This is a genomic window from Halobellus litoreus (assembly GCF_024464595.1).
GTDB classification, from domain to species: Archaea; Halobacteriota; Halobacteria; order Halobacteriales; family Haloferacaceae; genus Haloquadratum; species Haloquadratum litoreum.
On sequence record NZ_JANHAW010000001.1, the window covers coordinates 400,772 to 422,664 of the forward strand.

Here is a 21,893-nt window from a genome sequence, read left to right on the forward strand (position 1 = left end):
GGCGAGGATGATGAACGAGACGCGACGCGAACTGCTGGCTGCGCTCGCGGACGGCCCCGTTCCGGGACCGGAACTCGCCGAGCGACTCGGCGTGTCGCGGGCGGCGGTCTGGAAGCAGGTCGAAGCGCTCCGCGAGGCGGGATTCGAGGTCGAGAGCGGCGACGCCGGCTACCGCGTCGTCTCCGTGCCCGAGTACGGCGCGGCGGCGATCGAGTTCGGCCTCGACGCGCCGTACGACGTCGAGTACCACGAGCGGATCCCGAGCACGAACGACCGCGCCCGCGAGCTCGCCGCCGACGGCGCCGAGAACGTCGCCGTCGTCGCCGACGAACAGACCGGGGGTCGCGGCCGCCTGGCCAGGGAGTGGACCGCGCCGTCGGGCGGGATCTGGGTGAGCCTGCTCCTTCGGCCGTCCAGGCCACCCGCGGACGTCCCGCTGTACACGCTCGCCGCCGCTGTCGCCGTCGCCCGCGCGAGCCGAGACGTCGGCGTCGACGCGCGGATCAAGTGGCCGAACGACGTGCTCGTCGCGGACGAGGCGGGCGAGGAGCGGAAGCTCTGCGGCATCCTGACCGAGATGGAGGGCGAGGCCGACCGCGTCTCCTGGCTCGTCGTCGGCCCCGGAATAAACGCGAACATCGACGCCGACGCGCTCCCGCCGGACGCGACGAGTCTCCGCGCGGAAGTCGGAGACGTCGACCGCCGCGCGTTCCTGCAGGGCGTCCTCGAAGCGTTCCACCGTCTCACGAGGAGGGACGCCGAGGTCGGGGAGATACTCGACGCGTGGCGCGAACACGCCGCGACGCTCGGGCGTCGCGTGCGGGTCGACACGCCCGGGGGCGTCGTCGAGGGCGAGGCCGTCGACGTGCGGTTTCCGGGCAGTCTCGTCGTCCGGACCGACGGCGACGACGAGCGCGTCGTCCACGCCGGCGACTGCGAACATCTCCGGCCGGCGTAGCCACTCCGAATCGGAAGAATTGTGCGATAGAAGGGCCCGCGGTCGCCCCAGGAGACAGCGATCAGTTCTCGTCGCCGCCGTCGGTGAGCGGACGGCCACCGGCGGTGAGGACGCCGTCGGCGATCTCTCGGGCCTCTGCAGGCGACGGGCGGGTGCCGTCGACGAAGCGCGTCCCGAGTTCGTCGACCACGCTCATCACGTCCGAAAGGTCGCCGCGCTCCGAGACGTCGGCGAAGACGTCTTCGTAGGCGTGAGCCTCCCAGTAGCTGATCTCGTAGTCGTACGTGTCTGTCTGTGAGGCGACCGCATACTGGAGTTGTCGAGCCGCGTCGGACGGGCGCATACTGACATAAACGCGGTACGAATACTAAAAGGTACTCCGACTCGAAATTGAGTTAATTCTATCGGACGCGTCGCCCGCGACGCCCCGTTCGTACATCTCGACCACTTCAGTGAACCTGCGTTCGGCCCGCATTCGGCCCGGATTCGGCGGTCGTCACAGCAGCTATACGACCGGACGGCGATAGGAGACGTATGGTGGTCGCATTCCTCGGATCGGTCGTCTCGTTCGTCGTCGCGCTGTTGGTCGGCGGACTCGCCATCTATCTCAGTGCCAGATTCGTCGTCGACGTCGACGACTACGGCCACGCGGTCGTGACCGCGTTCCTCGGCGCGGTCGGGTGGGCGCTCACCTCGTGGGTGCCCCTCATCGGGCCGCTCGTCGCGCTGGTCGTCTGGGTCGGCGTCATCAACTGGCGCTACCCCGGCGGGTGGACGAAGGCCGCGATCATCGGCGTGGGCGCGTGGCTCTCGGCGCTCGTCATCCTCCTGCTCGTGAACTCGGTGTTCGGCCTCGGCATCCGCGCGTTCGGGATCCCCGGAGTTTAGGGACCGTCGGATCGGGGCTCTCGTATGGACGAAGACCGAGTGGCTCTCGCCCGACGGGCCGCCGAAGCGGGTGCGGCGGTCGCCGCCGATCGATTTCGGACGGACATCGACGTCGAACATAAGAACGGCAAGACAGACGTCGTGACGCAGGCCGACCGCGACGCCCAGACCGCCGTCGTCGACGTCATCCGGGAACGGTATCCGGACGACGCCGTCGTCGGCGAGGAGGACGAGGAGCTGAAGGACGTCCCCGACGCCGGTCCAGCGTGGGTGATCGATCCGATCGACGGGACGAACAACTACGTCCGCGGGACCCGCGTGTGGGGGACGTCAGTCGCCGCGGTCCGGGACGGCGAACCGCTCGCCGCGGCGACGAATCTCCCCGCACTCGGCGACGTGTACTGGACCGACGGCGAGACGACATACCGCGACGGCGAGCGCGTGACCGTCTCGACGAGATCGGATCCCGAAGCGTGCGTCGTCACGCCGACGATGTGGTGGAATTTCGACGAGAGAGACGAGTACGGGCGAGCCTGCCAGGCGATCGCGGACCGATTCGGCGACCTCCGACGGGCGGGATGCGCCCAGGCCGAACTCGCAGCCGTCGCCGACGGATCGCTCGACGGCGTCGTGACGAACCTCCGCGCGTACCCCTGGGACACCGTGGCCGGCGTCGCGATGATCCGCGCCGCGGGCGGAACCGTCACCGACCTCGCGGGTGACCGCTGGCGACACGACTCCGTCGGCCTCGTCGCGTCGAACGGCCGCGTCCACGACGCCGTGCTGGCGGCCGCTCGCGACATCGACGGGGAGTGAGTGAACTGACAGGTGGCACAAACCGCAAGGTGTTGGCCCGTTACGTAGCGATATGGAACTCGACGAGACGGACCGGACGATTCTTCGGATCCTTCAGTCCGACGCGCGGACGCCGTTCAGCGAGATCGCGCGAGAGATCGACATGTCCAGCGCGACCGTCCACGACCGGGTCGGTCGGATGGAAGACGCCGGCGTCATCGAGGGGTACCACGCGAAGATCGATCCGCGGGCTGTCGGGCTCGGCACGTCCGCGCTCGTCGGTCTCCGGATCGAGCAGGGACGCGAGACTGACGCCCTCGAACGCCTCCGGGAGATCGACGGCGTCCAGGAGATCCACCTCACGACGGGCGAGTGGGACGTCGTCCTTCGGCTCTACGCCGAGGACACCGACGGGCTCCGGGAGTTGATGTTCGACGAGATATCCCGGATCGAGGGGTTCTCGCGGTCGCAGACGATGGTCATCCTCGCGACTGACTTGGAAGCGCCGGCGCTTCCGATCTGAATTTCGGTCGACCCGCACGGACGGCTCGTCGGTTCACACCCGGGCGGCGCTCGCGCCCGAGACCGGAATCCTCAACAGGGCTGGTCTCGGTCTTTCGGCTATGTCAACAGTCGCCGAACGGGTCGGCGTCGCGCCGGAGCGGCTCTGGGCCGGCGGGGTCGCGGGCGCGCTCGTCGCACTCGTCGCCGGAGCGCTGCTCTTCCCGGAGACCGTTTACGACGGATTCATCTGGCACTACTTCTGGGGCCCCGTCCAGGCCGACGCGAACTCGGCGGTCTGTGCGGTCCGCCCGGGGAGCACGGTGCAGTACATCTACGATTCGGGGGCGTGTGCGAACGCCGCCGAACCCGTCGCCTACCCGGGGTACACGCTCGTCTCGGAAGTCGGCTATATGGTCACGCTGCTCGTCGCGCTCATCGGCGTCGTGTTCCTGCTGCGACGGCTCGATCTGGGCACGGACAGGAAGTTCTTCTACGCGCTCGTGCCGTTCGTGTTCTTCGGCGGCGCGCTCCGCGTCGTCGAGGACGCGAACGACGCCGTGCCCGCCGCGGAGGCGCTCATCAGTTACCCCCTCAACACCCTGTTCATCAGCCCGATCATCTACTTCACCGTCTTCGCTATGACCCTCGTCGCCGTCGTCGCCGCCGTCTGGGCTGCACGCGCGGGGATCGTCGAGCGGTACGATCGGCTGCTGTTCGGGATCGGATGGGCGGTGCTGTTCGCTACCCTCGCGTATCTCTTCTGGCTCGTGCTCACCGGGGCCGAGGGCGTCGAGTTCTACCCGCAGGTCCTCGGCGTCGTTCTCCTCGGCTCCACGCTGGCTGCGGGGATCTCGTGGGTGCTGATCGAGCGGTTCGCACCGACCGTGAACGAAGGCACTCGGTGGATCGGCTTCGTCATCCTCTGGGGACACGCGGTCGACGGAGTCGCCAACGTCGTCGGACTCGACTGGATGCCCGCGCTCGGCGCCGGTCGGAACCTGATCCCGAAACACCCCGTCAACGAGTTCGTCGTCAACGTCACCGGCTCTGTGCTCCCGCCGTCGATCCTGGCAGTCACGGGCGACACCTGGCCGTTCCTCGTCGTGAAACTCCTCGCGGCGACGTTCGTGCTCTGGGTGTTCGAAGAGGAGATCTTCGAGGAGAGCCCCCGGTACACGATGCTGCTCCTCGTCGCCGTGCTCGCCGTCGGACTCGGGCCCGGGACGCGCGATATGCTTCGGGCGACGTTCGGCGTGTAAGTCGGTATCGCCGAGACTTTTTGTACCAGAACGCGGCCAGCACCCGCATCACCTGAGAACGATCACGCGGCGACTCGCGGGAGTCCGGCACGCCGCCGCGTGGGCCGATTCGTGCCGGCTGTCAGCCACTCGCCGTCGCGAACCAACTATGCCCCTCTCACGGGAACGGATGGTACGCCCGGTCGAGATCCGCCTCGAAGCCCAACTCCGCGGGCACCGTCCGCGCTCGCTCCCCGAAGAACGGGTCCCCCTGGAACAGCGGTTGCGCGTCGGGAACCAGCACGCGAACGGCCTCGAACCCGAGCGAAGCGACGTCCGCGGTCGTCGTCCGCGCGGCGTAGGCGTCGAGGCCGGCCTCGGCGACCCGATCGATCGCCGCGTCGAGTTCGGCCGCTCCCGTCGGCACGTCCGCGGGGCCGACGCTCTCGGCCGGCACGCTGGCGTCGGCGTCGACGAACTCGCGCGCGACCTCTGGGAAGTCCGCGTACTCGCCGATCGCGCCGTCCTCGGCGGCGGCCTGCTCGCTGCCCATCGACCGCAACTCCATCCAGTTCTGCAGCGCCTCCGCGAGTGCCGAGCGTGCGGCGTCGAACGGATCGAGCGACGCGCCGGAGCCGACGGCGAACCGCGGCCACTCGCCCTCGCGATGGACCGCCGCGGCGACCACGGGAACGTCGACGTCCTGCGTGACTAAGAGCGCCGTTACCGACAGGTCCTCGGCGCGCGCCCGCTTTCGGAGTTCCTCGTAGGTCGGATCGGAGACCGCGAGTTCCAGCGGTTCGAACGAGGAGTACCACGCGAGCATCGTCGCGTCGCGCTCGACGACCTCGTAGAGCCCCGAGAGCAGCGCCTCCGTCCCGGAGTTGCCGAGCCCAAGCCCCGTCGTGATCGCCGGCTTGTGCCGCTCTCTCGGCGGCGGGTAGTGGACGAACTCCGCCGGCAGCGACACCGCCGCCTCCGTTCGGAGGTCGACACCGTCGACCCACGGGATCGGCGTCTCCGCGTCGGCCGCCTCCCACCCGTCCGGACGGACGAACCGCGTCGGTGCGACCGGCGAGGACCGCGTTTGAGCCGGTGCGACGGTGAACTCCGAGCGGCGGTAGACGCCGGCGCAGTACCGTTCGAGCGCCTCGCCGAGCGCCTTCATAAAGGCGATATCCCAGTCGGGGTCGACGCCGGCGGCGAACTCGGCGGCGCGAACGTCGCTGAACCCGGTGGTGTCGGCCGTCTGGGCGAGGTAGTAGGGGATCGGGAACGACTCGCGTTCGCCGACCTGCGCGACGATTCCCGTGCGCTCGTCGAGCGCTCGCTCCGCGCGTGCCAGCGAGTCGTCGACGGCGACTTCCCGGTGGTCCCACCGCACCGCCCGATCCCGCGAGTCCGGGTCGGGAACCGGGAGGACCCGGTGCTCCCCGGCCACGCCGGCTCCGACGACGTCGACGACGGTCCCGGCGACAGTGTCGTCCCCCGCGAGCAGCGCGACCGCGCGCCGGCCGGCGATCGCGCCGGCCAGTCTGACGGCGCTCCGGTCTCCCGTCGGCGACCCGTCCGACTCGGTCGTCGCCGCGACCCGCGCGCGGAGGTCGGCGAAGTCGGCACCGGTCGGGCCGAACACGGAGACGGCGGCGTCGAGCGCGTCGACGACGTGGCCGCCGACGCCGCCGATTTCGACGGTCACCACTCGTTCGTACCGGTCGAGACCGGCCGTGGCTTCGCTCCCGGCCGGCACGACGGCGAGTACCAACGCCGGGTCCTCGGCGTCCGAAACGACGCTCGCGTCGACGTCGTCGAAGGCGGCGGTCGCGGCTGTCGCCGCCGGACCGCTTCCGACGAGTTCGATCTCGTATGTCACAGGTCCCAGGTCGGCCCTGAGGGAGAAAAATCGGCGGGTCTCCGACTGTCCACGGGGTCGTCGCTCGGGACACCGCGGAAGTATATACAGCGCACACTGCGTTAAAATTAAATATCTACCTGGGAATTATTCAACGTATGTCCTCCAGTTCGAACGTGCTCGGCACCACCGTCGAGGACGTCGTCGCTTCGGCCCTCCAGCCCGTTTCGGACACTGTCTACGTGATCGCTCCGAGCCGAGACGTCGTCGAGGCGTTCATCGACTTCGGCGCCGACGCCGACGGATCTCCCCGTGTCCGGATCCTCAGTGAGGAATCGCTCCTGAAGGACGTCCTGAGCGACTTTCTCGTCGCGAGTAACGCGGCCGCCCTCGTCGACGACGGCGTGCTCGACCTCCGCGTGACCGACGACCGATTCGAGAACACGCTTCTCGTGACCGAATCGTCGGTCGTCGCCGTCGTCGCCGCGGGCGACCACGTCGCCGGCCTGACCACCGACGACGCGGCGTTCGTCCGGAGCGCGAACGAAACGTACACCGACTCCTTCGAGGCGTCCGAACCGTTCGCCCTCCGAACGCCGTCTATATCGGCGGTTCGCGACTCGCTCGAATCCGAGTTCGGCGCAGACGTTCGAGCCGATTTCGATGCGGTCCTCGAATCGCTCCGGGACGCCGACGGAAAGGAGACGACCCTGGACGAGGTGACCGTCAGCCTGCTCGTCGCCGCGAAGCACGACGTGCTTCTGTACGATATCTCGAAGTGGGGGGAGGACGTCGGCGTGGCCAGCAAAGCGACGTTCTCGCGGACGAAGACCGAACTGGAAGACATCGGTCTGATCGAGACCGAAAAAGTACCGATCGACGTCGGTCGTCCGCGACTCCGACTGCGACTCGGCGACGACCGACTGGTCGAAGCGGACGTGGACCAACTCGCGGCCGTCGCACGGGACATCCTCGAATGAGCGTCTCGCAGGGGCACCCTCGCCAGTGGCGTTGACCGCTCCGGGAGCGCATCGACCCGTCGGATCGAAAGTGGACACACTTATTGGACGACGAGCGCCGTATCACGTATGGACGACAGCCACGTCCGCGACGTCGATCCCGCCGTCGCAGACGCTCTCTCCGGCGAGGTAGCGCGGCAGCAGAACACGCTGGCGATGATCGCGAGCGAGAACCACGCGAGCGAGGCGGTCCTCGAAGCGCAGGGAAGCGCGCTGACGAACAAGTACGCTGAGGGCTACCCGGGCGAGCGGTACTACGCGGGCTGTGAGTACGCCGACGAGGTCGAGGAGTTGGCCATCGAACGGGCGAAAGAGCTGTGGGGGGCCGAGCACGTGAACGTCCAACCCCACTCGGGCTCGCAGGCGAATATGGGCGTGTATCTCGCGATGCTCGATCCCGGCGACAAAATCCTCTCGCTGGATCTGACCCACGGGGGGCACCTGAGCCACGGCCACCCCGCGAACTTCGCGGGCCAGACCTACGAGGTCGAGCAGTACGAGGTCGACGCCGACACCGGCTACGTCGACTACGAGGGCCTCGCCGACATCGCTCACGAGTTCGATCCGGACATCATCGTCTCGGGGTACTCCGCATACCCCCGCGAGGTCGAGTGGGAGCGCATTCAGGAGACCGCCGACGCCGTCGACGCGTACCACCTGGCGGACATCGCCCACATCACGGGCCTCGTCGCCGCCGGCGTGCACTCCTCGCCGGTCGGCGTGGCGGACTTCGTGACGGGCTCGACGCACAAGACGATCCGGGCGGGACGCGGCGGGATCATTATGTGCGACGAGGAGTACGCCGGCGCGATCGACAAGGCGGTCTTCCCCGGCGCGCAGGGCGGCCCGTTGATGCACAACATCGCGGGCAAGGCCGTCGGCTTCGGCGAGGCCCTCTCCGCGGAGTTCGACGCCTACGCCGAACAGACCGTCGCGAACGCCCAAGCGCTGGCCGATCAGCTCCAGGAGAACGGGCTGAGCCTGGTATCGGGCGGGACCGACAACCACCTCGTGCTAGTCGATCTCCGGCCCTCGCATCCGGAGACGACGGGCAAAGACGTCGAAGCGGCGCTCGACGCGGCGGGGATCGTGATGAACGCGAACACCGTTCCGGGCGAGACCCGCTCGGCGTTCGATCCCAGCGGGATCAGGCTGGGCACGCCCGCGATCACCACGCGCGGGTTCACCGAGACGACCTGCCGGGAGGTCGCAGACCTGATCACGAGAATCGTCGACGACTACGACGACGAGGCCGTCATCGAGGATGTCGCGGCGCGCGTCGACGAACTGACTGACGAGCACCCGCTGTACGAGTAACGGCTGACGCCGTCTCCCGCCGGGCCCGACGACCCGCGAACGGAGGACGCACGGGAAACCCGCACATTTGAAGTGTGCCACCCACACCCTTCGTAGTATGACCGAGATCATCGACGGCAACGCCGTCGCCGAAGACATCCGGAACGGGCTCCTCGACAGTATCGAATCGCTGACCGACGCGGGGACGACGCCGTGTCTCGCGACCGTGCTGATGAACGACGACCCCGCCAGCGAGACGTACGTCTCGATGAAACACAAAGACTGCGAAGAGGTCGGCATCGCCACCCGCGACATCGAACTCGATCCCGACACGCCTGCCGAGGAACTGTTCGACACCATCGACGAGCTGAACGCCGACCCCGAGGTCCACGGCATCCTCGTGCAGATGCCGCTCCCGGACCACGTCGACGAGCGCGAGGTCCTGCGCAGCATCGACCCCGCGAAGGACGTCGACGGCTTCCACCCCGAAAACGTCGGCCGTCTCGTCGCCGGGAACGCTCGGTACAAACCGTGTACGCCGCACGGCGTTCAGAAGCTCCTCGCCGCCGCCGACGTCGAGACCGAGGGCGCAGAGGCCGTCGTCGTCGGCCGGTCGAACATCGTGGGCAAGCCGATGGCGAACCTCCTCATCCAGAAGGACGAGGGCGGCAACGCGACGACTACGGTCTGTCACTCCCGGACGGAAGACCTCGCGGAGAAGACGCGCGCGGCCGACATCGTCATCGCCGCCGCGGGCGTCCCCGAGATGATCACCGGCGAGATGATCTCGGAGGGGACCGTCGTGATCGACGTCGGCATCAACCGCGTCGAGACCGACGAGGGGTCCGAACTCGTCGGCGACGTCGACTACGACAGTGCGAAGGAGAAAGCGAGCGCGATCACGCCCGTCCCGGGCGGCGTCGGGCCGATGACCCGGGCGATGCTCCTGTGGAACACGGTCAAGTCCGCCGGCGACGTCGCGGGCATCGACGTCGACCTCCCGTAAGCGTCCCGGTCGTTCTCTCGGACGTCACCGGCTGAAGCCGCTCGGTCCCGAGGGCCCCCGCGGCCCGTCCGTCCCGCGGGGGCCGGACGGCCCGCCGCCTGCGATCGTCGTGTGCGTCCGTTCCGGCTCCGGTTCGACTTCCTCGCCGTCGACGAATCTGACGAACGACAGATACAGCTCCTGGCCGCAGGGCGACTCGCGGCTCGGATCGACGACGTCGTCGGCGTCGCTGCGCTCTCCGGTCCAGTTGACCGCGTCGCCGTCGCTGTCGCCAGCGATATCCTCGCCGCAGACGAGACGGACGCCGTCGGCCGATTCGTAGTCCTCGTCGGGCTCGGCGTACTCCCAGCCGACGAGCGGATACGGCGTGACCGACTTATCCGAGAGGTACCCCTCGCGTTCGAGTTCGACGACGGCCCCACAGTGCGGACAGTAGTACCTGACCGGGTAACTCATCGTTTCTAGTGAGGCTCGAAGCGACTTAACGCCCGCGCCAGTCGTCTGACTGGGGCCGAACAAAAACTGGCCGACAGCGTGACAAAACTCCGCCGAGAGTTCATATCGGATCGGGGGGCCACCGACGCCGTGCGTTGACGACAGCCGCGGGACATACTGGGAGTGTGCAGTACAGCGTCTCGTGACCGGTCCCGTACCGCCTGTTCGCCCCTACTCAGTCGGACGGTCGTCGATCGCTTCCTCGGCCTCGACGTAGCGGAAGGCGACGCCGGCCCGCCGAGCGGCCTCCGCGTCTCGAACCGAGTCGCCGACGAACACGGCGTCGTCCGGATCCGCACCCAGTCGGTTGAGCGTTTCGAGGAGCGGCGCGGGGTCCGGCTTTCTGGTCGCGACGGTGTCGCGGCCGACCACGGCGTCGACGTGGGACGCGAGGTCGTGGACGTCGAGCGCGATCCGACAGGCGTGTTCGGCGTTCAGCGAGCAGACGCCCTCGGCGTCGAACCGACCGACGAACTCCGCGTGCGGGAGTCGCTCCGAGCGCTCCGCGCCGGTCCGTTCGTAGTCGCCGATGACGGCCTCGACGTCGTCGCGCAGGCCCGACTCGTCCGCGAGATCGAGCATCTCCCAGAGGTCGATCCCGCCGGCGTCGACGCCTGCCGTCTCGAAGACGGTCGCGACGTCTCCGGTCACGACGTCCCAGTCGACGAGGAGTCGAACGAGTGTCCCGTCTAAGTCCCAGACGACGGTGTCGAACTCGTCGAGCGGCGTCGTCTCGAAGGGCGGCCGATCGGTCATCGAAGTGCCTACGCTCCCGACGCGAAAAGGCGCTTCGGATAGCGCAGCCGATCATCAGTATTTGCGTTCGCTCCTCGGCGGGCAGCTTCACCCCTCGGATTCCCACTCGCGCACGGCATCGAGGACGTCCTCGGGATCGGCATCCAGACCGCCGCCCTGCGCGAACGGCGGGCCGCCGCCGCCGCCGCCGCCGTAGGTGTCGGTGACGGCGTCGACCACCGAACCGGCGTGGACGTCGCTGTCAGCCCCCGCAGCGACGACGAGGTACGGTCGTTCCTCGCCGCCCACGGCGGCGACGACCTCCGAACCGCCGGCGGCGTCTTTCGCCGCCTCGCCGGCGTCGTTCGGGTCGACGCCGTCGAGAACGCCGATCCGCCACGGCGTGCCGTCTTTGGTGACCGTCTCGAAGCCGCCGATGGCGTCCGAGACGGCGGCGCGTTCGAGCTCGCGGACGCGTTCGGCGAGGTCGTCGCGTTCGCTCCGGATCGTCGCGGCCGTCTCCGCGAGGTCGTCGACGTTCGTCTCCAGCGCGGCCGCCGTCTCGCGCAGCGCTCGGTGACGTTCGGCTCCCCGATCGATTCCCGTCGGGCCGACAGCGAACTCGACGCGCGTCAGACCCTCACCGGGATTCGAGCGGTCGAGGACCGTGACCGGACCGATCTCGCGGGTGTTCGAGACGTGCGTGCCGCCGCAGGCGGCGACGTCCCACCCCTCGATGTCGACGATCCGAACCGTGTCGGCGTCGTTCATCACGCCCTCTTCGGTCTTGGTGTTGAACGCGACGTCCTCGCGAGCGGTCGCTTCCTCGGTCGGAACCTCCTCCCAGGAGACGTCCCGTGAATCCCACACCGTGCGGTTCGTCAGCCGCTCCAGTTCCACGAGGGTCTCGTCGTCGATGTCCGTCGAGGTGGTGAAGTCGACCCGGACCTTCTCGTCGGAGATGTCAAACCCGCCGTAGCCGAGGTCGTCGAGGAGCCGCCGTCCCGCTCCGTAGAGCACGTGGCTCGCCGTATGCGCACGCATACAGTACGTTCGGAAGTCGTCGTCGACGACGCCGGTCACCGTGTCGCCGACGTCGAAATCAGGGGCCGACGCGAGGACGTGTCGAACACCCTCTTCGCCCGTCTGCACGTCGACGACGCGCGCGTCGCCGAGCGTTCCGCGGTCGGCCGGCTGACCGCCGCTCTCGGCGTAGAAGTACGTTTCGTCGAGCGTCACCGTCCGATCGTCGATACCGACGACCTCGGCCGAGAACTCCCGGACTTCCGGTTCCGCGGGGGCGCGTGTCTGCATACGTTCCGCTGTGGCCGTCGGAGACAAAAATGGTTGCAGTTCCGGGTCGACCGGGTCGAGGTCCTACTCGTCGACCAGTTCGACGTCGAGGCGTTCTTCGAGCGCGCGGACGACGGAGCCGCCGACGCCGGCGCGCGTCGCCCGTCCCTGTTCGACCGCGTCGACGTCGGCCTCTGCAACGTCCAGTTCCGCCGCCAACTCCTCGACCGTCAGTCCCGCCTCCTGGCGGGCTGACTCCGCCCGCTCACCGTACCCGGTCACGAGATACGGTAGTCGATCCTCCTCGTAGTCGGTCCCCTCCTCCCAGTGGGAGGCGTCGCCCCTGGTCTGGTCGTACATCCGCGCCTGTTGCTGGGCCGCTCGTTTCCGTCGCGGCGTCTCCCCCTCGTGGCCGTCGGACCCCGAATCAGAGGAGCCGGCGCTTCGCTTCTGGGAGTCGTCGTGCGGTGCACAGTCCGCGCACACGAGCAGTTCCGCGCCCGCGACGTTCGCTCGGCGGAGGTTACCGGTCGAGCGACCGCAGAGTTCACAGCTGTCGCCGTCGCCACCGCCCCCGCCGCTGCCGGTGGAGTACTTGGTCATAGCGTTCAGTACCGACTCGACGGTTTAAAACGTATCCCAAGCGGCGGCGGCACTCGCGGGACGGCCAGCGCCGCCGCTCGCGGAGATAGCGTCGGAAGGATTGTGCGTGGGTGCTGCGTCCCCGAAGGGATGAGCACCTGCATCGAGTGGCGACGAATCGCCGTGCGATGCGTGGGACCGGATTTGAACCGGCGGACCCCTATGGGACAGCGCCCTCAACGCTGCGCCGTTGGCCTGGCTTGGCTACCCACGCTCGCTGTGTCTTGTCGCGCAATATGGGGTTGTCCGGGGTAATTTAAATGAGTTTCCTTTCGGTGGCGGAGCCGATCCGCAGTCGGCACCGTTTTTACCGCTCCGTCCGGCCATTCGCGTATGGAACTGCGCGCGCGAGAACGCGTCCCCGAACTCACAGCGGTGCTCTCCGTCGCCTCGCTCGCGGCCGTGTTCGCGGCCGTCGGCGGCGTCGTCCCCGCGTCGCTGCTCCCAGCCGCCCCCGATTCCTTCCTCGACGCGATCCCTCACGTCAACGCCGTGTTGAGCACGGCGGCCCTCGTGACGATCGCCCTCGGCGTCCGGTACATCCGTCGGGACGACGTCCGCCGCCACCGGGCGATGATGCTCACGACCCTCTCGCTGTTCGTCGCCTTCCTCGTCCTCTATCTCTACCGCATCTCTCTGGAGGGGACCGCGGCGTTCCCCGGCCCCGACGCCGTCTACCAGTTCGTCTATCTGCCCACACTCGCGATTCACGTCTTCCTCGCGATCGTCTGCATCCCGCTCTTATACTACGTGCTGCTGCTGGCGCTCACGCGTCCGGTCGCGGAGCTGTACGAGACGCCGCACCGACGCGTCGGGCGGGTCGCCGCCGCGCTGTGGTTCGTCTCCTTCGCCCTCGGGGACGTGGTCTACCTGCTGCTGTACGTCGTGTACTGATCCCCGCGGACTGATCGGCCGCCACTACGTCCCGATACGAACATATTCGGACACAGGGATTTGTTCGCGGGCGACGTAGTTCCCGTATGGCTCAGTCGCAGTCCGCCCTGGAGACGACACAGACGACCGTCGAAGTCCGCGCGACGGGGCACGTCCGCGACGCGCTCGGGACGCCGGAACTCTCGTTCACGTTCGAGGGCGACACGCTCAGGGAGTTCGCCGAGGCCTTCTTCGCCGAGTACGACGTCCGCGACCTCGTGATCGCCGAGACGGAAGCGGAGTCGACGACCCGCGGGTGGGCGCCGATCGACGCCGACGACGTCCCGGGCGACCTCCGAAAGAACCCGGACGGCGAGCAGACCCGGGCGTACGCCCGGATCCTCGTCAACGGTCGGTTCAACGAGAACCTGGCGGGGTTCGACACGAAACTGACCGAGGGCGATCGGGTCGCGCTGGTCAACCCGTTCTTGTTCTGTCTGTGAACGCGGTCCTCGGGGGCCGAGAGTCGACGATCAGTCGTCAGCGCTGGCGGTCGCGCCGTCGCCGATGACCGGGCGCTGTACGTCGCGGTCGGTGTCCTCGCCGTCGATGTCGTAGGGGTACTCGCCGGTCACGCAGCCGAGACAGAGATCGAGGCGAGACTCGCCGAGCACGTCGGCGATGGCGTCGATAGAGAGGTAGCCGAGACTGTCCGCGTGGATCTCCTCGCGGATCTCCTCTATCGACCGGTCCGCGGCGATGAGTTCTTCGCGGGAGGCCATGTCGATCCCCATGTAACACGGCGCGACGATCGGCGGCGCGCCGATCCGGACGTGGACCTCCTCCGCGCCGGCGTCTTTCAACAGCGAGACGAGTTGCCGGGAGGTCGTCCCCCGGACGATGCTGTCGTCGATGATGGTGACCGACTTCCCCTCGATGGTGCTCTTGATCGGATTGAGCTTCAGCCGAACCGCGCGCTCGCGCTCGTCCTGGGTCGGCATAATGAACGTCCGGCCGACGTAGCGGTTCTTCATCAGGCCCTCGGCGAACTCGACGGCCTCCTCGTCTGCGGGGCGTTCCTCGCCCGTCGCCGTCGTCTCGTTGGCCGCCTCGGCGTAGCCGGAGGCGAACGCGCGTCCGGAGTCGGGGACGGGCATCACGACGTCGGTCTCGATGCCCGACTCCGCCCAGAGTTTCCGGCCGAGGTTTCGTCGCGCCTGGTAGACGAGCGTGTCGTCGATGACGGAGTCGGGGCGGGCGAAGTAGACGTGCTCGAAGAAGCAGTGCGCGGTGTCCTCGCGCTCGACGAGTTGATAGGAGTCGAATCCGGAGCCGTCGGGTTCGAGGACGACGAGTTCGCCCGGCCGAACGTCGCGGACGAGTTCGCCGTCGAGGGTATCGATCGCGGCGGACTCGGAGGCGACGACGTAGCCGTCTTCCAGTTCGCCGATGCAGAGCGGTCGATTCCCCTCCGGGTCCCGAACCGCGAGCACGGTCTCGTCGTGCATGATCGTCAGCGCGTAAGAGCCGTGGATGCGGTCCATCGTCCGCTTGACGGCGCGGACGAGGTCGGCTTCGAGCAGGTTCCGGGCGAGGTCGTGGGCGATGACCTCCGTGTCGCCGTCGGAGGTGAAGGCGTGGCCGAGGTTCGCCAGTTCGGCTCGGATCTCGTCGGCGTTGACGAGGTTGCCGTTGTGCGAGAGGCCGAGCGATCCCGACTTGAACGAGACGGAGAAGGGTTGGGCGCAGGAGGCGTTGACGCCGCCCGAGGTGGGATAGCGGACGTGACCGATCCCGGTCTGACCCGCCAGGGAATCGAGGTCGGACTCGTCGAACGCGTCGCCGACGAGGCCCATCTCGACGTGGCTGTGTTGCTGGAAGCCGTCGTGGGTGACGATTCCCGCGGATTCCTGGCCGCGGTGCTGGAGCGCGTACAGCGAGTAGTACAACGGGCGCGACGCGGCGCGGTCGTCGAGCGCGACGCCGACGACACCACACTTCTCGGTCGGCCCGGAGCGGTCCGCGCCCGGCGGCGCCCCCGCCGCTGGAGTGAGGCTCGGCGGTTCGGCGGTCGATGACTCCGCGTTCGTCGTCTCACGTCCGGGTGTGGGGGTCGATGGGTCCCGCCCGTCAGGCATACGCGAAGGTACGGAATCCGGGGGCTAAAAACCCGTCCATATGCTACCTTCGGTGCCGTTAGTCGTGCGTATTATGCACGGACGTGTGTACGTTCGTCCATCGGGGCGCGCGTCAGAAGAAGGCGTGATCGCCCAACCGATAATGCGTGACGACGCCCTCGTCGGTCTGGATCCGCTTCGATTCGAGGTACTCGGCGTCGCGCAGGTCGGTCACGGCCGCGCGGACCTGTCGCTCGGTGACGTCCATCGGCGCGACGTCGACGTCCTCCCTCTCGTCCTCTTCGTCGCACCACGTATCCGTTTCCGGTGGGACGACCGTGCCGCCGTCCACGAGGAGGTCGTACAACTCAGGAACGGCGTAGGCGCGGGGTTCGACGGCGTCGAGGAATTCCGCCACTGCACGCTCGACGTCGTTCCACTGCTTTCCGGACTGCCACTCGTCTTCGCTGATTGGCATACGCCCCGATCGGACACGGTCGCAAAAAGTGTTTTTGAAATGTCAGACGCGCGTCGTTGACGGGGGGTCGAGCCGGTGAGTGGCCGTCACACGCCGCCCGGCCCAGCCGCCGCCCGCCCTCTCCGGTCAGTCGTCGCTCGGTGCCATCGCGGCGGGACCGCTACCGCCGGCCTCGACGTCGCCGGTGAGGGTCGCGTACAGCATAATCAGCATCGAGACGATCAGCGCGATACCCCAGAGGAACCCCGTCGGCATCAGGAACAGCAGGCCGAACCCCTCGCCGAGCCAGACGATTCCGGGAATGCCCCACTGACCGGCGACGAACAGGGCGGTGACAGCGGTTCTGAGGTTCCCCGTGACGCCGAGCGCGGGGACGGCGAAGCCCATTACGATAGCGAGGATCGAGAGGACGCCCAGGTGTGCGTGGCCGCCGATCATCCACGGCGGGACCGGATCTCCGCCCGCGACGATCGTGAACTGATGCAACCCGACGGCCATCATCACGGCCAATCCGAGAAAGCCCGATGACTTGAGTGCCTTCGTCATATTCCACTCCGAAAATAATAGATGGAATACATAAAAGTAACTCCGCGCCGTCTGCCGGTTTCGGCAAAGAACGTCGGCGGCTCTCCAGCCGGTCGACGCGTCGCTGCTCCTCGTCGTCCTTGCTGTCGTCGAGCTCAAAATAGAACCCTCACCGCCGTCTTCAGAAATCGATTGTTGCCGACCGTCTCAGGAGGACGACTCCTCGTCGTCCTCGTCGACGTCCTCGAAGTCGGCGTCGACGTACTCGTCGCCGTCGGAGGCGGCACCGCCCATATCGCCCATTCCGCCGGGACCTGCGCCGCCGGGGCCGGCCGCACCGCCGGGACCGGCACCCGCCGCGCCCGCGCCGCCCGCACCGCCGGCGGCCTGCTGGGCCTCGTACATCTGTTTCCCGATCTCCTGCAGCTCGGTCGTGAGCGCCTCGGTGACGTCCTCGTAGTCCTCCTTCGTGGCGTCGTCGTCTTCGAGAGTCTCCTCAACGTCCTCGATCTTCTCCTCGATCGAGGCCCGGAGGTCGTCGTCGACCTCCTCCTCGTTCTCTTCGAGGAGCGTCTCGGCGCGCTGGATCGTGCTCTCGGCCTCGTTGCGGGCCTCGATGCGCTCGCGGCGCTGTTTGTCCTCTTCGGCGTGCGCTTCGGCCTCCTCCTGCATCCGATCGATCTCCTCGTCGGAGAGGCCGGCGCCGCCCTCGATCGTGATCGATTCTGCATTTCCTGAGCCCTTGTCCTCGGCCTCGACGTTCACGATGCCGTTCTCGTCGATGTTGAACGAGACCTCGATCTGCGGCGTTCCGGCCGGTGCCGGCGGGATGCCGGTCAGTTGGAACTCGCCGAGCAGTTCGTTCTCCTCGGCGATCTCGCGTTCGCCCTGGAAGACGCGGACGTTCACAGAGGTCTGGTTGTCCGCGGCGGTCGTGAAGATCTTCGACTCTTCGGTCGGAATGGTCGTGTTCTTGTCGATGAGGCGCTCGAACAGGCCGCCCTTGACTTCGATCCCGAGGCTCAGAGGCGTCACGTCGAGCAGGACGATGTCGTCGACCTCACCGCCGAGGACGCCGCCCTGGATCGCCGCGCCGAGCGCGACGGCCTCGTCGGGGTTGACGTTCTTCTTCGGCTCGGTCCCGAGCATCTCCTCGACCTTCTCGTGGACCTGCGGCATCCGGGTGGAGCCGCCGACGAGGATGACCTCGTCGATGTCGTCCCTGTCGTAGCCGGCATCAGAGAGCGCCTGCTCGGTCGGGCCGACGGTGCGCTCGATCAGATCCTCGGTGAGCGACTCGAACTTCGCCCGGGAGAGCGTCTCTTCGAGGTGGACCGGACCGGTGTCGGTCGCCGTGATGAAGGGAAGGTTGATCGTCGTCTCTTTTCTGCTGCTGAGTTCGATCTTCGCCTCCTCGGCGGCGTCTTTCAGCCGCTGGAGCGCCTGCCGGTCCTCGCGGAGGTCGATGTTGTGGTCGTTCTTGAACTGCTCGGCCAGCCAGTCGATGATGGCCTCGTCCCAGTCGTCGCCGCCGAGGTCGTTGTCACCGTTCGTGGCGACGACCTCGTAGACGCCGCCGCCGAGGTCCAGCACGCTCACGTCGAACGTGCCGCCGCCGAGGTCGTAGACGAGGATCGTCTGGTCGGAGTCGTCGTCGAGGCCGTACGCCATCGACGCCGCCGTCGGCTCGTTGACGATGCGCTCGACCTCGAAGCCGGCGATCTCGCCGGCGTCCTTCGTCGCCTGGCGCTGGCGGTCGTTGAAGTACGCGGGGACGGTGATGACCGCCTTCTCGACCTCGTCACCGAGGTACTCCTCGGCGTCGCGCTTGATCTTCTGGAGGATCATCGCCGAGATCTGCTCGGGCGTGTACTCCTCGTCGTCGATCTCGACGCTGTAGTCCTCCTCCCCCATATGCCGCTTGATCGAACCGATCGTGTTGTCGGGGTTCTGGATCGCCTGGTTCTTCGCGGGCTTGCCCACGAGTCGCTCCTCGTCGTCGGTGAACGCCACCACGGAGGGCGTCGTTCGGTCGCCCTCGGAGTTGACGATGATCTCCGGGTCGCCCCCTTCCATCACCGCGAACGCGCTGTTCGTGGTACCGAGGTCGATACCGAGGATCTTGTTGCTCGCCATCTTGGCCTCATCTACTGGTCTAAATCGGTTAAAGGTTACTAGACGTTGGCAGTCGGGGTGGAATGTGGGGTCGCCGCTGTCGTGCGATTTGTCCGTGTGAACAGTTGTCAGGTAGTAGGATTTATATCGAAGCGCAGGTCAGGGGTTCCGCGCGTCGAATCGGCCCACGACCGACGACGGGCGGGACGACGGACGACCGTCAGACGGCCCCCGGTCCCGTATCGAGCGCCGCGAGCACGTCGTCGAGGACGGCGTCTCGTCCCGACGAGGCGAAGAACTCGTGTCCGCCGTCGTACGAGCGCCGGTTCTCGGGCGGCGCTCGCCGCTCGATGGCCGCGGGATCGACCACCCGGTCGGCGGGCGTGTAGAACACGACGTCGCCGTCGTCGAAGGCACCGAGCCGCGCTTGGGCGTCGCGAATCGTCGCGAGGAACGCCGGCGAGAGGCCCTCGGGGCCGGCGGCCGCCTCCGCGGGCGATTTCAGATCCCCGACCGCCTCGACGCCGAGATCCGGGGTATAGAGCCGCTTCGCGGTCGGCAGCCGCTCGAAGGCCGCGAGGATCGCCCGGTCGACGATCCCGTCGGTCCGAACGCCCCACCAGGGGCTGCAGAAGACGTTCCGAATGGCGTGCCGATCGGCGAGGAATTCCGCGAGGAGGCCGCCGGTGCTGTGGCTCAACGCGAGGTCGATGTCGTGATCGGCCACGTACTCGTCGAGCGGCGCGACGTACTGCTGCTCGAAGTTCCAGCCGTTGGTCGGGAGCGTGACCGCGTGGACGCGGTACCCGGCGTCGAGGAGTCGCGTGAGCAGCCACGCGACGTGTTCGTGAGTAGGTTTGTTCCCCCACCCGAGAAGCACGAGCAGGTCGTCGCCGTCGGTTCCCCGACGCGTGATCCGCATCCGGGGCGTCTCGCGGAACGGGGTCGCAAGCGGGAGGTTCACAGCGAGACGAGGACTGGATCGAGCAAAAACCCTCTGCCGTCGTTCCGGCGACAACCGAGGGCTCGCGGCGACCTCGACGGAGCCGCGTCGTGTCACCGACCGATCCGGTGCCGCGGACAGAACCGCTCCCGTGGGGCGTCCGCGCGAGCGAACGTTGAAAGCGCCGCCCGCCCAACGCCGGGTATGGTCACGTTTCTCGCCGGCGGGACGGGCACCCCGAAACTCCTCGACGGCGCGGACCGGGTGTTCGACCCCGCGGAGACGACGGTCGTCGCGAACACCGGCGACGACGTCGAACTCGGCGGCCACCTCGTCTGCCCGGACCTCGACACGGTGCTGTTCCACGGGGGCGGCATCCTCGACACCGAGACGTGGTGGGGGATCGACGGCGACACGACCGCAACGCACGAGGAACTGCATCAGTTAGCCGACGCGGCCGGCCTCGATCCGGGGCCGCGCTATCTCGCCGACGACGCGCAGACCGCCGGCCGCGACATCGCGCGCTGGCGACGGTTCTCGGGCGTCGCGGAGTTTATGGAGATCGGCGACCGGGACCGAGCGGTCCACGTCACTCGGACCTCGCTGCTCGACGAGGGACGCACGCTGACCGAAGTCACTCGGACGCTCGCCGACGCGTTCGACCTCGACGTGGAGTTGCTGCCGATGAGCGACGACCCGGTGGCGACGATCGTTCACACGCCGGAGGGGCCGATGCACTTCCAGGAGTACTGGGTCCACCGGCGGGCCGCGCCCGAGGTGCTGGACGTCGAGTTCCGAGGCGCGGAGACGGCGAATCCGACGCCGGCGGTGCTCGACGCGCTCGATTCCCCCGTCGTCGTCGGTCCGTCGAACCCTGTCACGAGCCTCGGGCCGATGCTCGCGATGGAGGCGTTCGCCGACGCGCTGGCGTCGACGCCGGTCGTCGCCGTCTCGCCATTCGTCGAGCGCGAGGTGTTCTCCGGACCCGCCGCGGAACTGATGGCTGGCGTCGGTCGCGACCCCTCGACGGCGGGTGTCGCCGCGGCGTACCCCTTCGCCGACGCGTTCGTCCTCGACGACGCCGACGGGACGGACCTGGACCGGCCGGTCGTGCGGACCGACACGGCGATCGAAGGCCCCGACGACGCCGAGCGCGTCGCCCGCGCGGCCGAGACAGCGTTGGAGGCGGTGACGTGAGGCGCAGAACGCGCGCTTGTGGCGGTCGCGTGAGGCACGGATCGCACGCTTGTGGCGGTCGCGTGAGACGGACCCGCTGGGGGACAGACTGATGTTCGAACCCCGGGTCGCGCTCGCGAGCCTCAGCGGCGAGGCGGACGCCGACTGGGCCCGCGCCGGGAGCGACGACGCGGGCGCGGCGTTCCTCGGCGGCGTCGCCCTCGACGACGCGACCAGAGCGGCCGCCCGCGCGATGGTCGACCGCGACCGCACGGAGTTTCTCCCGGCCGATCCGATCGCGTTCGTCGAACGCGAACTCGACGCGCTTTCGGCGGCGCCGATCCGCCCGGGCGTCAACGTCCGGAGCGCGACGCTCGGTCCGGTCTCCGACGTCGCAGCGGCCTGTGCCGACCGGAATGCGATCGTCGAGATCAACGCCCACTGTCGACAGTCGGAGATGTGCGAGGTCGGCTGCGGGGAGTCCCTCCTGCGAGACACCGGCCGTCTCCGCGAGTGCGTCGCCGCCGCGAGCGACGCGGGGGCCGACGTGAGCGTGAAAGTCCGCGCGGAGGTCGCCGGCGTCGATCTCGGGGCGACCGCGGCGGCGATCGAAGCCGCCGGCGGGGACGCGATCCACGTCGACGCGATGGACTCTGAGTCCGCCGTCGACGACGTCGCCGCGGCCGCCCCGTCGCTGTTCGTCGTCGCCAACAACGGAGTGCGGGGGCGCGAGAGCGTCCGCGAGTACCTGGCCTATGGGGCCGACGCCGTGAGCCTCGGCCGGCCGAGCACCGACAGACGGATCCGGCGCCGCGTTCGCCGAGCAGTCGACGAGTGGTTCGAGCGGGAGGAGAGCCCCGAGGGTGAGGACCCGGGAGACCGAGAGCGCGCGTAGAACCGGTGGGAACCTCGGAGGCCGTCGGGATCACGACGGCGCATCGAAGA

Annotated in this window: 23 protein-coding genes and 1 tRNA gene; 12 read left to right on the plus strand and 12 right to left on the minus strand. The window is 68.2% G+C overall.

What is annotated here, in order from left to right:
- Positions 1-10 precede the first annotated feature (10 nt).
- The gene (locus NO360_RS02070; RefSeq protein ID WP_256305713.1) at positions 11-958 is read left to right on the plus strand and encodes a biotin--[acetyl-CoA-carboxylase] ligase; all 948 of its coding nucleotides are present in this window, start codon (positions 11-13) and stop codon (positions 956-958) included.
- Positions 959-1,019: 61 nt separating this feature from the next.
- Here NO360_RS02070 and NO360_RS02075 read toward each other — a convergent pair whose 3' ends face one another.
- Positions 1,020-1,301: a hypothetical protein gene (locus NO360_RS02075; protein ID WP_256305714.1), complete on the minus strand. Its 282-nt coding sequence runs from the start codon at positions 1,299-1,301 to the stop codon at positions 1,020-1,022.
- Positions 1,302-1,495: 194 nt separating this feature from the next.
- Between NO360_RS02075 and NO360_RS02080 the strand changes: the two genes are divergently transcribed.
- The 4 genes from NO360_RS02080 to NO360_RS02095 all read left to right on the plus strand — a co-directional run bounded on the left by NO360_RS02080 (position 1,496) and on the right by NO360_RS02095 (position 4,404).
- Positions 1,496-1,846 (plus strand): hypothetical protein, encoded by a 351-nt coding sequence (locus NO360_RS02080; protein WP_345780180.1) that lies wholly within the window; start codon positions 1,496-1,498, stop codon positions 1,844-1,846.
- A 24-nt stretch (positions 1,847-1,870) separates the two neighbouring features.
- Positions 1,871-2,662, plus strand: a complete 792-nt coding sequence (locus NO360_RS02085; protein WP_256305716.1) for an inositol monophosphatase family protein — start codon at positions 1,871-1,873, stop codon at positions 2,660-2,662.
- Positions 2,663-2,714: 52 nt separating this feature from the next.
- Positions 2,715-3,164: an Lrp/AsnC family transcriptional regulator gene (locus tag NO360_RS02090; RefSeq protein WP_256305717.1), complete on the plus strand. Its 450-nt coding sequence runs from the start codon at positions 2,715-2,717 to the stop codon at positions 3,162-3,164.
- Positions 3,165-3,264: 100 nt separating this feature from the next.
- The gene (locus NO360_RS02095; RefSeq protein ID WP_256305718.1) at positions 3,265-4,404 is read left to right on the plus strand and encodes a DUF63 family protein; all 1,140 of its coding nucleotides are present in this window, start codon (positions 3,265-3,267) and stop codon (positions 4,402-4,404) included.
- Between the two features lie 157 nt (positions 4,405-4,561).
- Here NO360_RS02095 and NO360_RS02100 read toward each other — a convergent pair whose 3' ends face one another.
- A complete protein-coding gene (locus NO360_RS02100; protein ID WP_256305719.1) occupies positions 4,562-6,256 on the minus strand; it encodes a YcaO-like family protein in 1,695 nt (564 codons plus the stop codon).
- Between the two features lie 137 nt (positions 6,257-6,393).
- Between NO360_RS02100 and tbsP the strand changes: the two genes are divergently transcribed.
- From tbsP to NO360_RS02115, 3 genes are all read left to right on the plus strand, one after another.
- Positions 6,394-7,215: a transcriptional regulator TbsP gene (gene tbsP / locus NO360_RS02105; RefSeq protein ID WP_256305720.1), complete on the plus strand. Its 822-nt coding sequence runs from the start codon at positions 6,394-6,396 to the stop codon at positions 7,213-7,215.
- A gap of 108 nt (positions 7,216-7,323) precedes the next feature.
- Positions 7,324-8,571 carry a serine hydroxymethyltransferase gene (gene glyA, locus NO360_RS02110; protein ID WP_256305721.1) on the plus strand — a complete coding sequence of 416 codons (1,248 nt, stop codon included), beginning with the start codon at positions 7,324-7,326 and terminating at the stop codon, positions 8,569-8,571.
- A gap of 97 nt (positions 8,572-8,668) precedes the next feature.
- Positions 8,669-9,556 carry a bifunctional methylenetetrahydrofolate dehydrogenase/methenyltetrahydrofolate cyclohydrolase gene (locus NO360_RS02115; RefSeq protein ID WP_256305722.1) on the plus strand — a complete coding sequence of 296 codons (888 nt, stop codon included), beginning with the start codon at positions 8,669-8,671 and terminating at the stop codon, positions 9,554-9,556.
- 24 nt (positions 9,557-9,580) lie between these two features.
- On the opposite strand, the gene NO360_RS02120 is transcribed toward NO360_RS02115, so the two are convergent.
- From NO360_RS02120 to NO360_RS02140, 5 genes are all read right to left on the minus strand, one after another.
- Entirely contained in the window at positions 9,581-10,012 is a 432-nt protein-coding gene (locus NO360_RS02120; RefSeq protein WP_256305723.1) for a DUF7969 family protein, read from the minus strand.
- Positions 10,013-10,222: 210 nt separating this feature from the next.
- On the minus strand, positions 10,223-10,807 hold the full coding sequence (locus tag NO360_RS02125; RefSeq protein ID WP_256305724.1) for an HAD family hydrolase: 585 nt from the start codon (positions 10,805-10,807) through the stop codon (positions 10,223-10,225).
- A gap of 87 nt (positions 10,808-10,894) precedes the next feature.
- A complete protein-coding gene (locus NO360_RS02130) occupies positions 10,895-12,100 on the minus strand; it encodes an alanyl-tRNA editing protein (protein WP_256305725.1) in 1,206 nt (401 codons plus the stop codon).
- A 63-nt stretch (positions 12,101-12,163) separates the two neighbouring features.
- Positions 12,164-12,682 carry a helix-turn-helix domain-containing protein gene (locus NO360_RS02135; protein ID WP_256305726.1) on the minus strand — a complete coding sequence of 173 codons (519 nt, stop codon included), beginning with the start codon at positions 12,680-12,682 and terminating at the stop codon, positions 12,164-12,166.
- A 168-nt stretch (positions 12,683-12,850) separates the two neighbouring features.
- Positions 12,851-12,935, minus strand: a tRNA-Leu gene (locus NO360_RS02140).
- 119 nt (positions 12,936-13,054) lie between these two features.
- On the opposite strand from NO360_RS02140, the gene NO360_RS02145 reads away from it, so the two are divergent.
- Positions 13,055-13,615: a DUF420 domain-containing protein gene (locus NO360_RS02145; protein ID WP_256305727.1), complete on the plus strand. Its 561-nt coding sequence runs from the start codon at positions 13,055-13,057 to the stop codon at positions 13,613-13,615.
- 86 nt (positions 13,616-13,701) lie between these two features.
- Entirely contained in the window at positions 13,702-14,097 is a 396-nt protein-coding gene (locus NO360_RS02150; protein WP_256305728.1) for a MoaD/ThiS family protein, read from the plus strand.
- A gap of 30 nt (positions 14,098-14,127) precedes the next feature.
- Here NO360_RS02150 and purF read toward each other — a convergent pair whose 3' ends face one another.
- The 5 genes from purF to NO360_RS02175 all read right to left on the minus strand — a co-directional run bounded on the left by purF (position 14,128) and on the right by NO360_RS02175 (position 19,793).
- Complete coding sequence (purF, locus tag NO360_RS02155; RefSeq protein WP_256305729.1) at positions 14,128-15,732, minus strand: amidophosphoribosyltransferase; 1,605 nt, start codon at positions 15,730-15,732, stop codon at positions 14,128-14,130.
- Between the two features lie 112 nt (positions 15,733-15,844).
- A complete protein-coding gene (locus tag NO360_RS02160; protein WP_256305730.1) occupies positions 15,845-16,189 on the minus strand; it encodes a hypothetical protein in 345 nt (114 codons plus the stop codon).
- A gap of 126 nt (positions 16,190-16,315) precedes the next feature.
- Complete coding sequence (locus NO360_RS02165) at positions 16,316-16,735, minus strand: DUF8059 family membrane protein (RefSeq protein WP_256305731.1); 420 nt, start codon at positions 16,733-16,735, stop codon at positions 16,316-16,318.
- Positions 16,736-16,921: 186 nt separating this feature from the next.
- On the minus strand, positions 16,922-18,850 hold the full coding sequence (gene dnaK, locus NO360_RS02170) for a molecular chaperone DnaK (protein WP_256305732.1): 1,929 nt from the start codon (positions 18,848-18,850) through the stop codon (positions 16,922-16,924).
- 199 nt (positions 18,851-19,049) lie between these two features.
- A complete protein-coding gene (locus tag NO360_RS02175; RefSeq protein ID WP_256305733.1) occupies positions 19,050-19,793 on the minus strand; it encodes an alpha/beta fold hydrolase in 744 nt (247 codons plus the stop codon).
- A gap of 183 nt (positions 19,794-19,976) precedes the next feature.
- Here NO360_RS02175 and cofD point away from each other — a divergent pair, with 183 nt between their 5' ends.
- Positions 19,977-20,969 carry a 2-phospho-L-lactate transferase gene (cofD, locus tag NO360_RS02180; RefSeq protein WP_256305734.1) on the plus strand — a complete coding sequence of 331 codons (993 nt, stop codon included), beginning with the start codon at positions 19,977-19,979 and terminating at the stop codon, positions 20,967-20,969.
- Between the two features lie 91 nt (positions 20,970-21,060).
- The gene (locus NO360_RS02185) at positions 21,061-21,843 is read left to right on the plus strand and encodes a tRNA-dihydrouridine synthase (RefSeq protein WP_256305735.1); all 783 of its coding nucleotides are present in this window, start codon (positions 21,061-21,063) and stop codon (positions 21,841-21,843) included.
- Positions 21,844-21,893: the final 50 nt, after the last annotated feature.

Coding starts and splice junctions, on each gene's coding strand:
- NO360_RS02145 (WP_256305727.1), top strand. CDS start 13,055: ATGGAACTGCGCGCGCGAGAACGCGTCCCCGAACTCACAGCGGTGCTC.
- NO360_RS02125 (WP_256305724.1), bottom strand. CDS start 10,807: ATGACCGATCGGCCGCCCTTCGAGACGACGCCGCTCGACGAGTTCGAC.
- purF (WP_256305729.1), bottom strand. CDS start 15,732: ATGCCTGACGGGCGGGACCCATCGACCCCCACACCCGGACGTGAGACG.
- NO360_RS02135 (WP_256305726.1), bottom strand. CDS start 12,682: ATGACCAAGTACTCCACCGGCAGCGGCGGGGGCGGTGGCGACGGCGAC.
- NO360_RS02115 (WP_256305722.1), top strand. CDS start 8,669: ATGACCGAGATCATCGACGGCAACGCCGTCGCCGAAGACATCCGGAAC.
- NO360_RS02070 (WP_256305713.1), top strand. CDS start 11: ATGAACGAGACGCGACGCGAACTGCTGGCTGCGCTCGCGGACGGCCCC.
- NO360_RS02185 (WP_256305735.1), top strand. CDS start 21,061: ATGTTCGAACCCCGGGTCGCGCTCGCGAGCCTCAGCGGCGAGGCGGAC.
- cofD (WP_256305734.1), top strand. CDS start 19,977: ATGGTCACGTTTCTCGCCGGCGGGACGGGCACCCCGAAACTCCTCGAC.
- NO360_RS02120 (WP_256305723.1), bottom strand. CDS start 10,012: ATGAGTTACCCGGTCAGGTACTACTGTCCGCACTGTGGGGCCGTCGTC.
- NO360_RS02085 (WP_256305716.1), top strand. CDS start 1,871: ATGGACGAAGACCGAGTGGCTCTCGCCCGACGGGCCGCCGAAGCGGGT.
- NO360_RS02150 (WP_256305728.1), top strand. CDS start 13,702: ATGGCTCAGTCGCAGTCCGCCCTGGAGACGACACAGACGACCGTCGAA.
- glyA (WP_256305721.1), top strand. CDS start 7,324: ATGGACGACAGCCACGTCCGCGACGTCGATCCCGCCGTCGCAGACGCT.
- NO360_RS02095 (WP_256305718.1), top strand. CDS start 3,265: ATGTCAACAGTCGCCGAACGGGTCGGCGTCGCGCCGGAGCGGCTCTGG.
- NO360_RS02165 (WP_256305731.1), bottom strand. CDS start 16,735: ATGACGAAGGCACTCAAGTCATCGGGCTTTCTCGGATTGGCCGTGATG.
- NO360_RS02130 (WP_256305725.1), bottom strand. CDS start 12,100: ATGCAGACACGCGCCCCCGCGGAACCGGAAGTCCGGGAGTTCTCGGCC.
- NO360_RS02090 (WP_256305717.1), top strand. CDS start 2,715: ATGGAACTCGACGAGACGGACCGGACGATTCTTCGGATCCTTCAGTCC.
- tbsP (WP_256305720.1), top strand. CDS start 6,394: ATGTCCTCCAGTTCGAACGTGCTCGGCACCACCGTCGAGGACGTCGTC.
- NO360_RS02160 (WP_256305730.1), bottom strand. CDS start 16,189: ATGCCAATCAGCGAAGACGAGTGGCAGTCCGGAAAGCAGTGGAACGAC.
- NO360_RS02075 (WP_256305714.1), bottom strand. CDS start 1,301: ATGCGCCCGTCCGACGCGGCTCGACAACTCCAGTATGCGGTCGCCTCA.
- dnaK (WP_256305732.1), bottom strand. CDS start 18,850: ATGGCGAGCAACAAGATCCTCGGTATCGACCTCGGTACCACGAACAGC.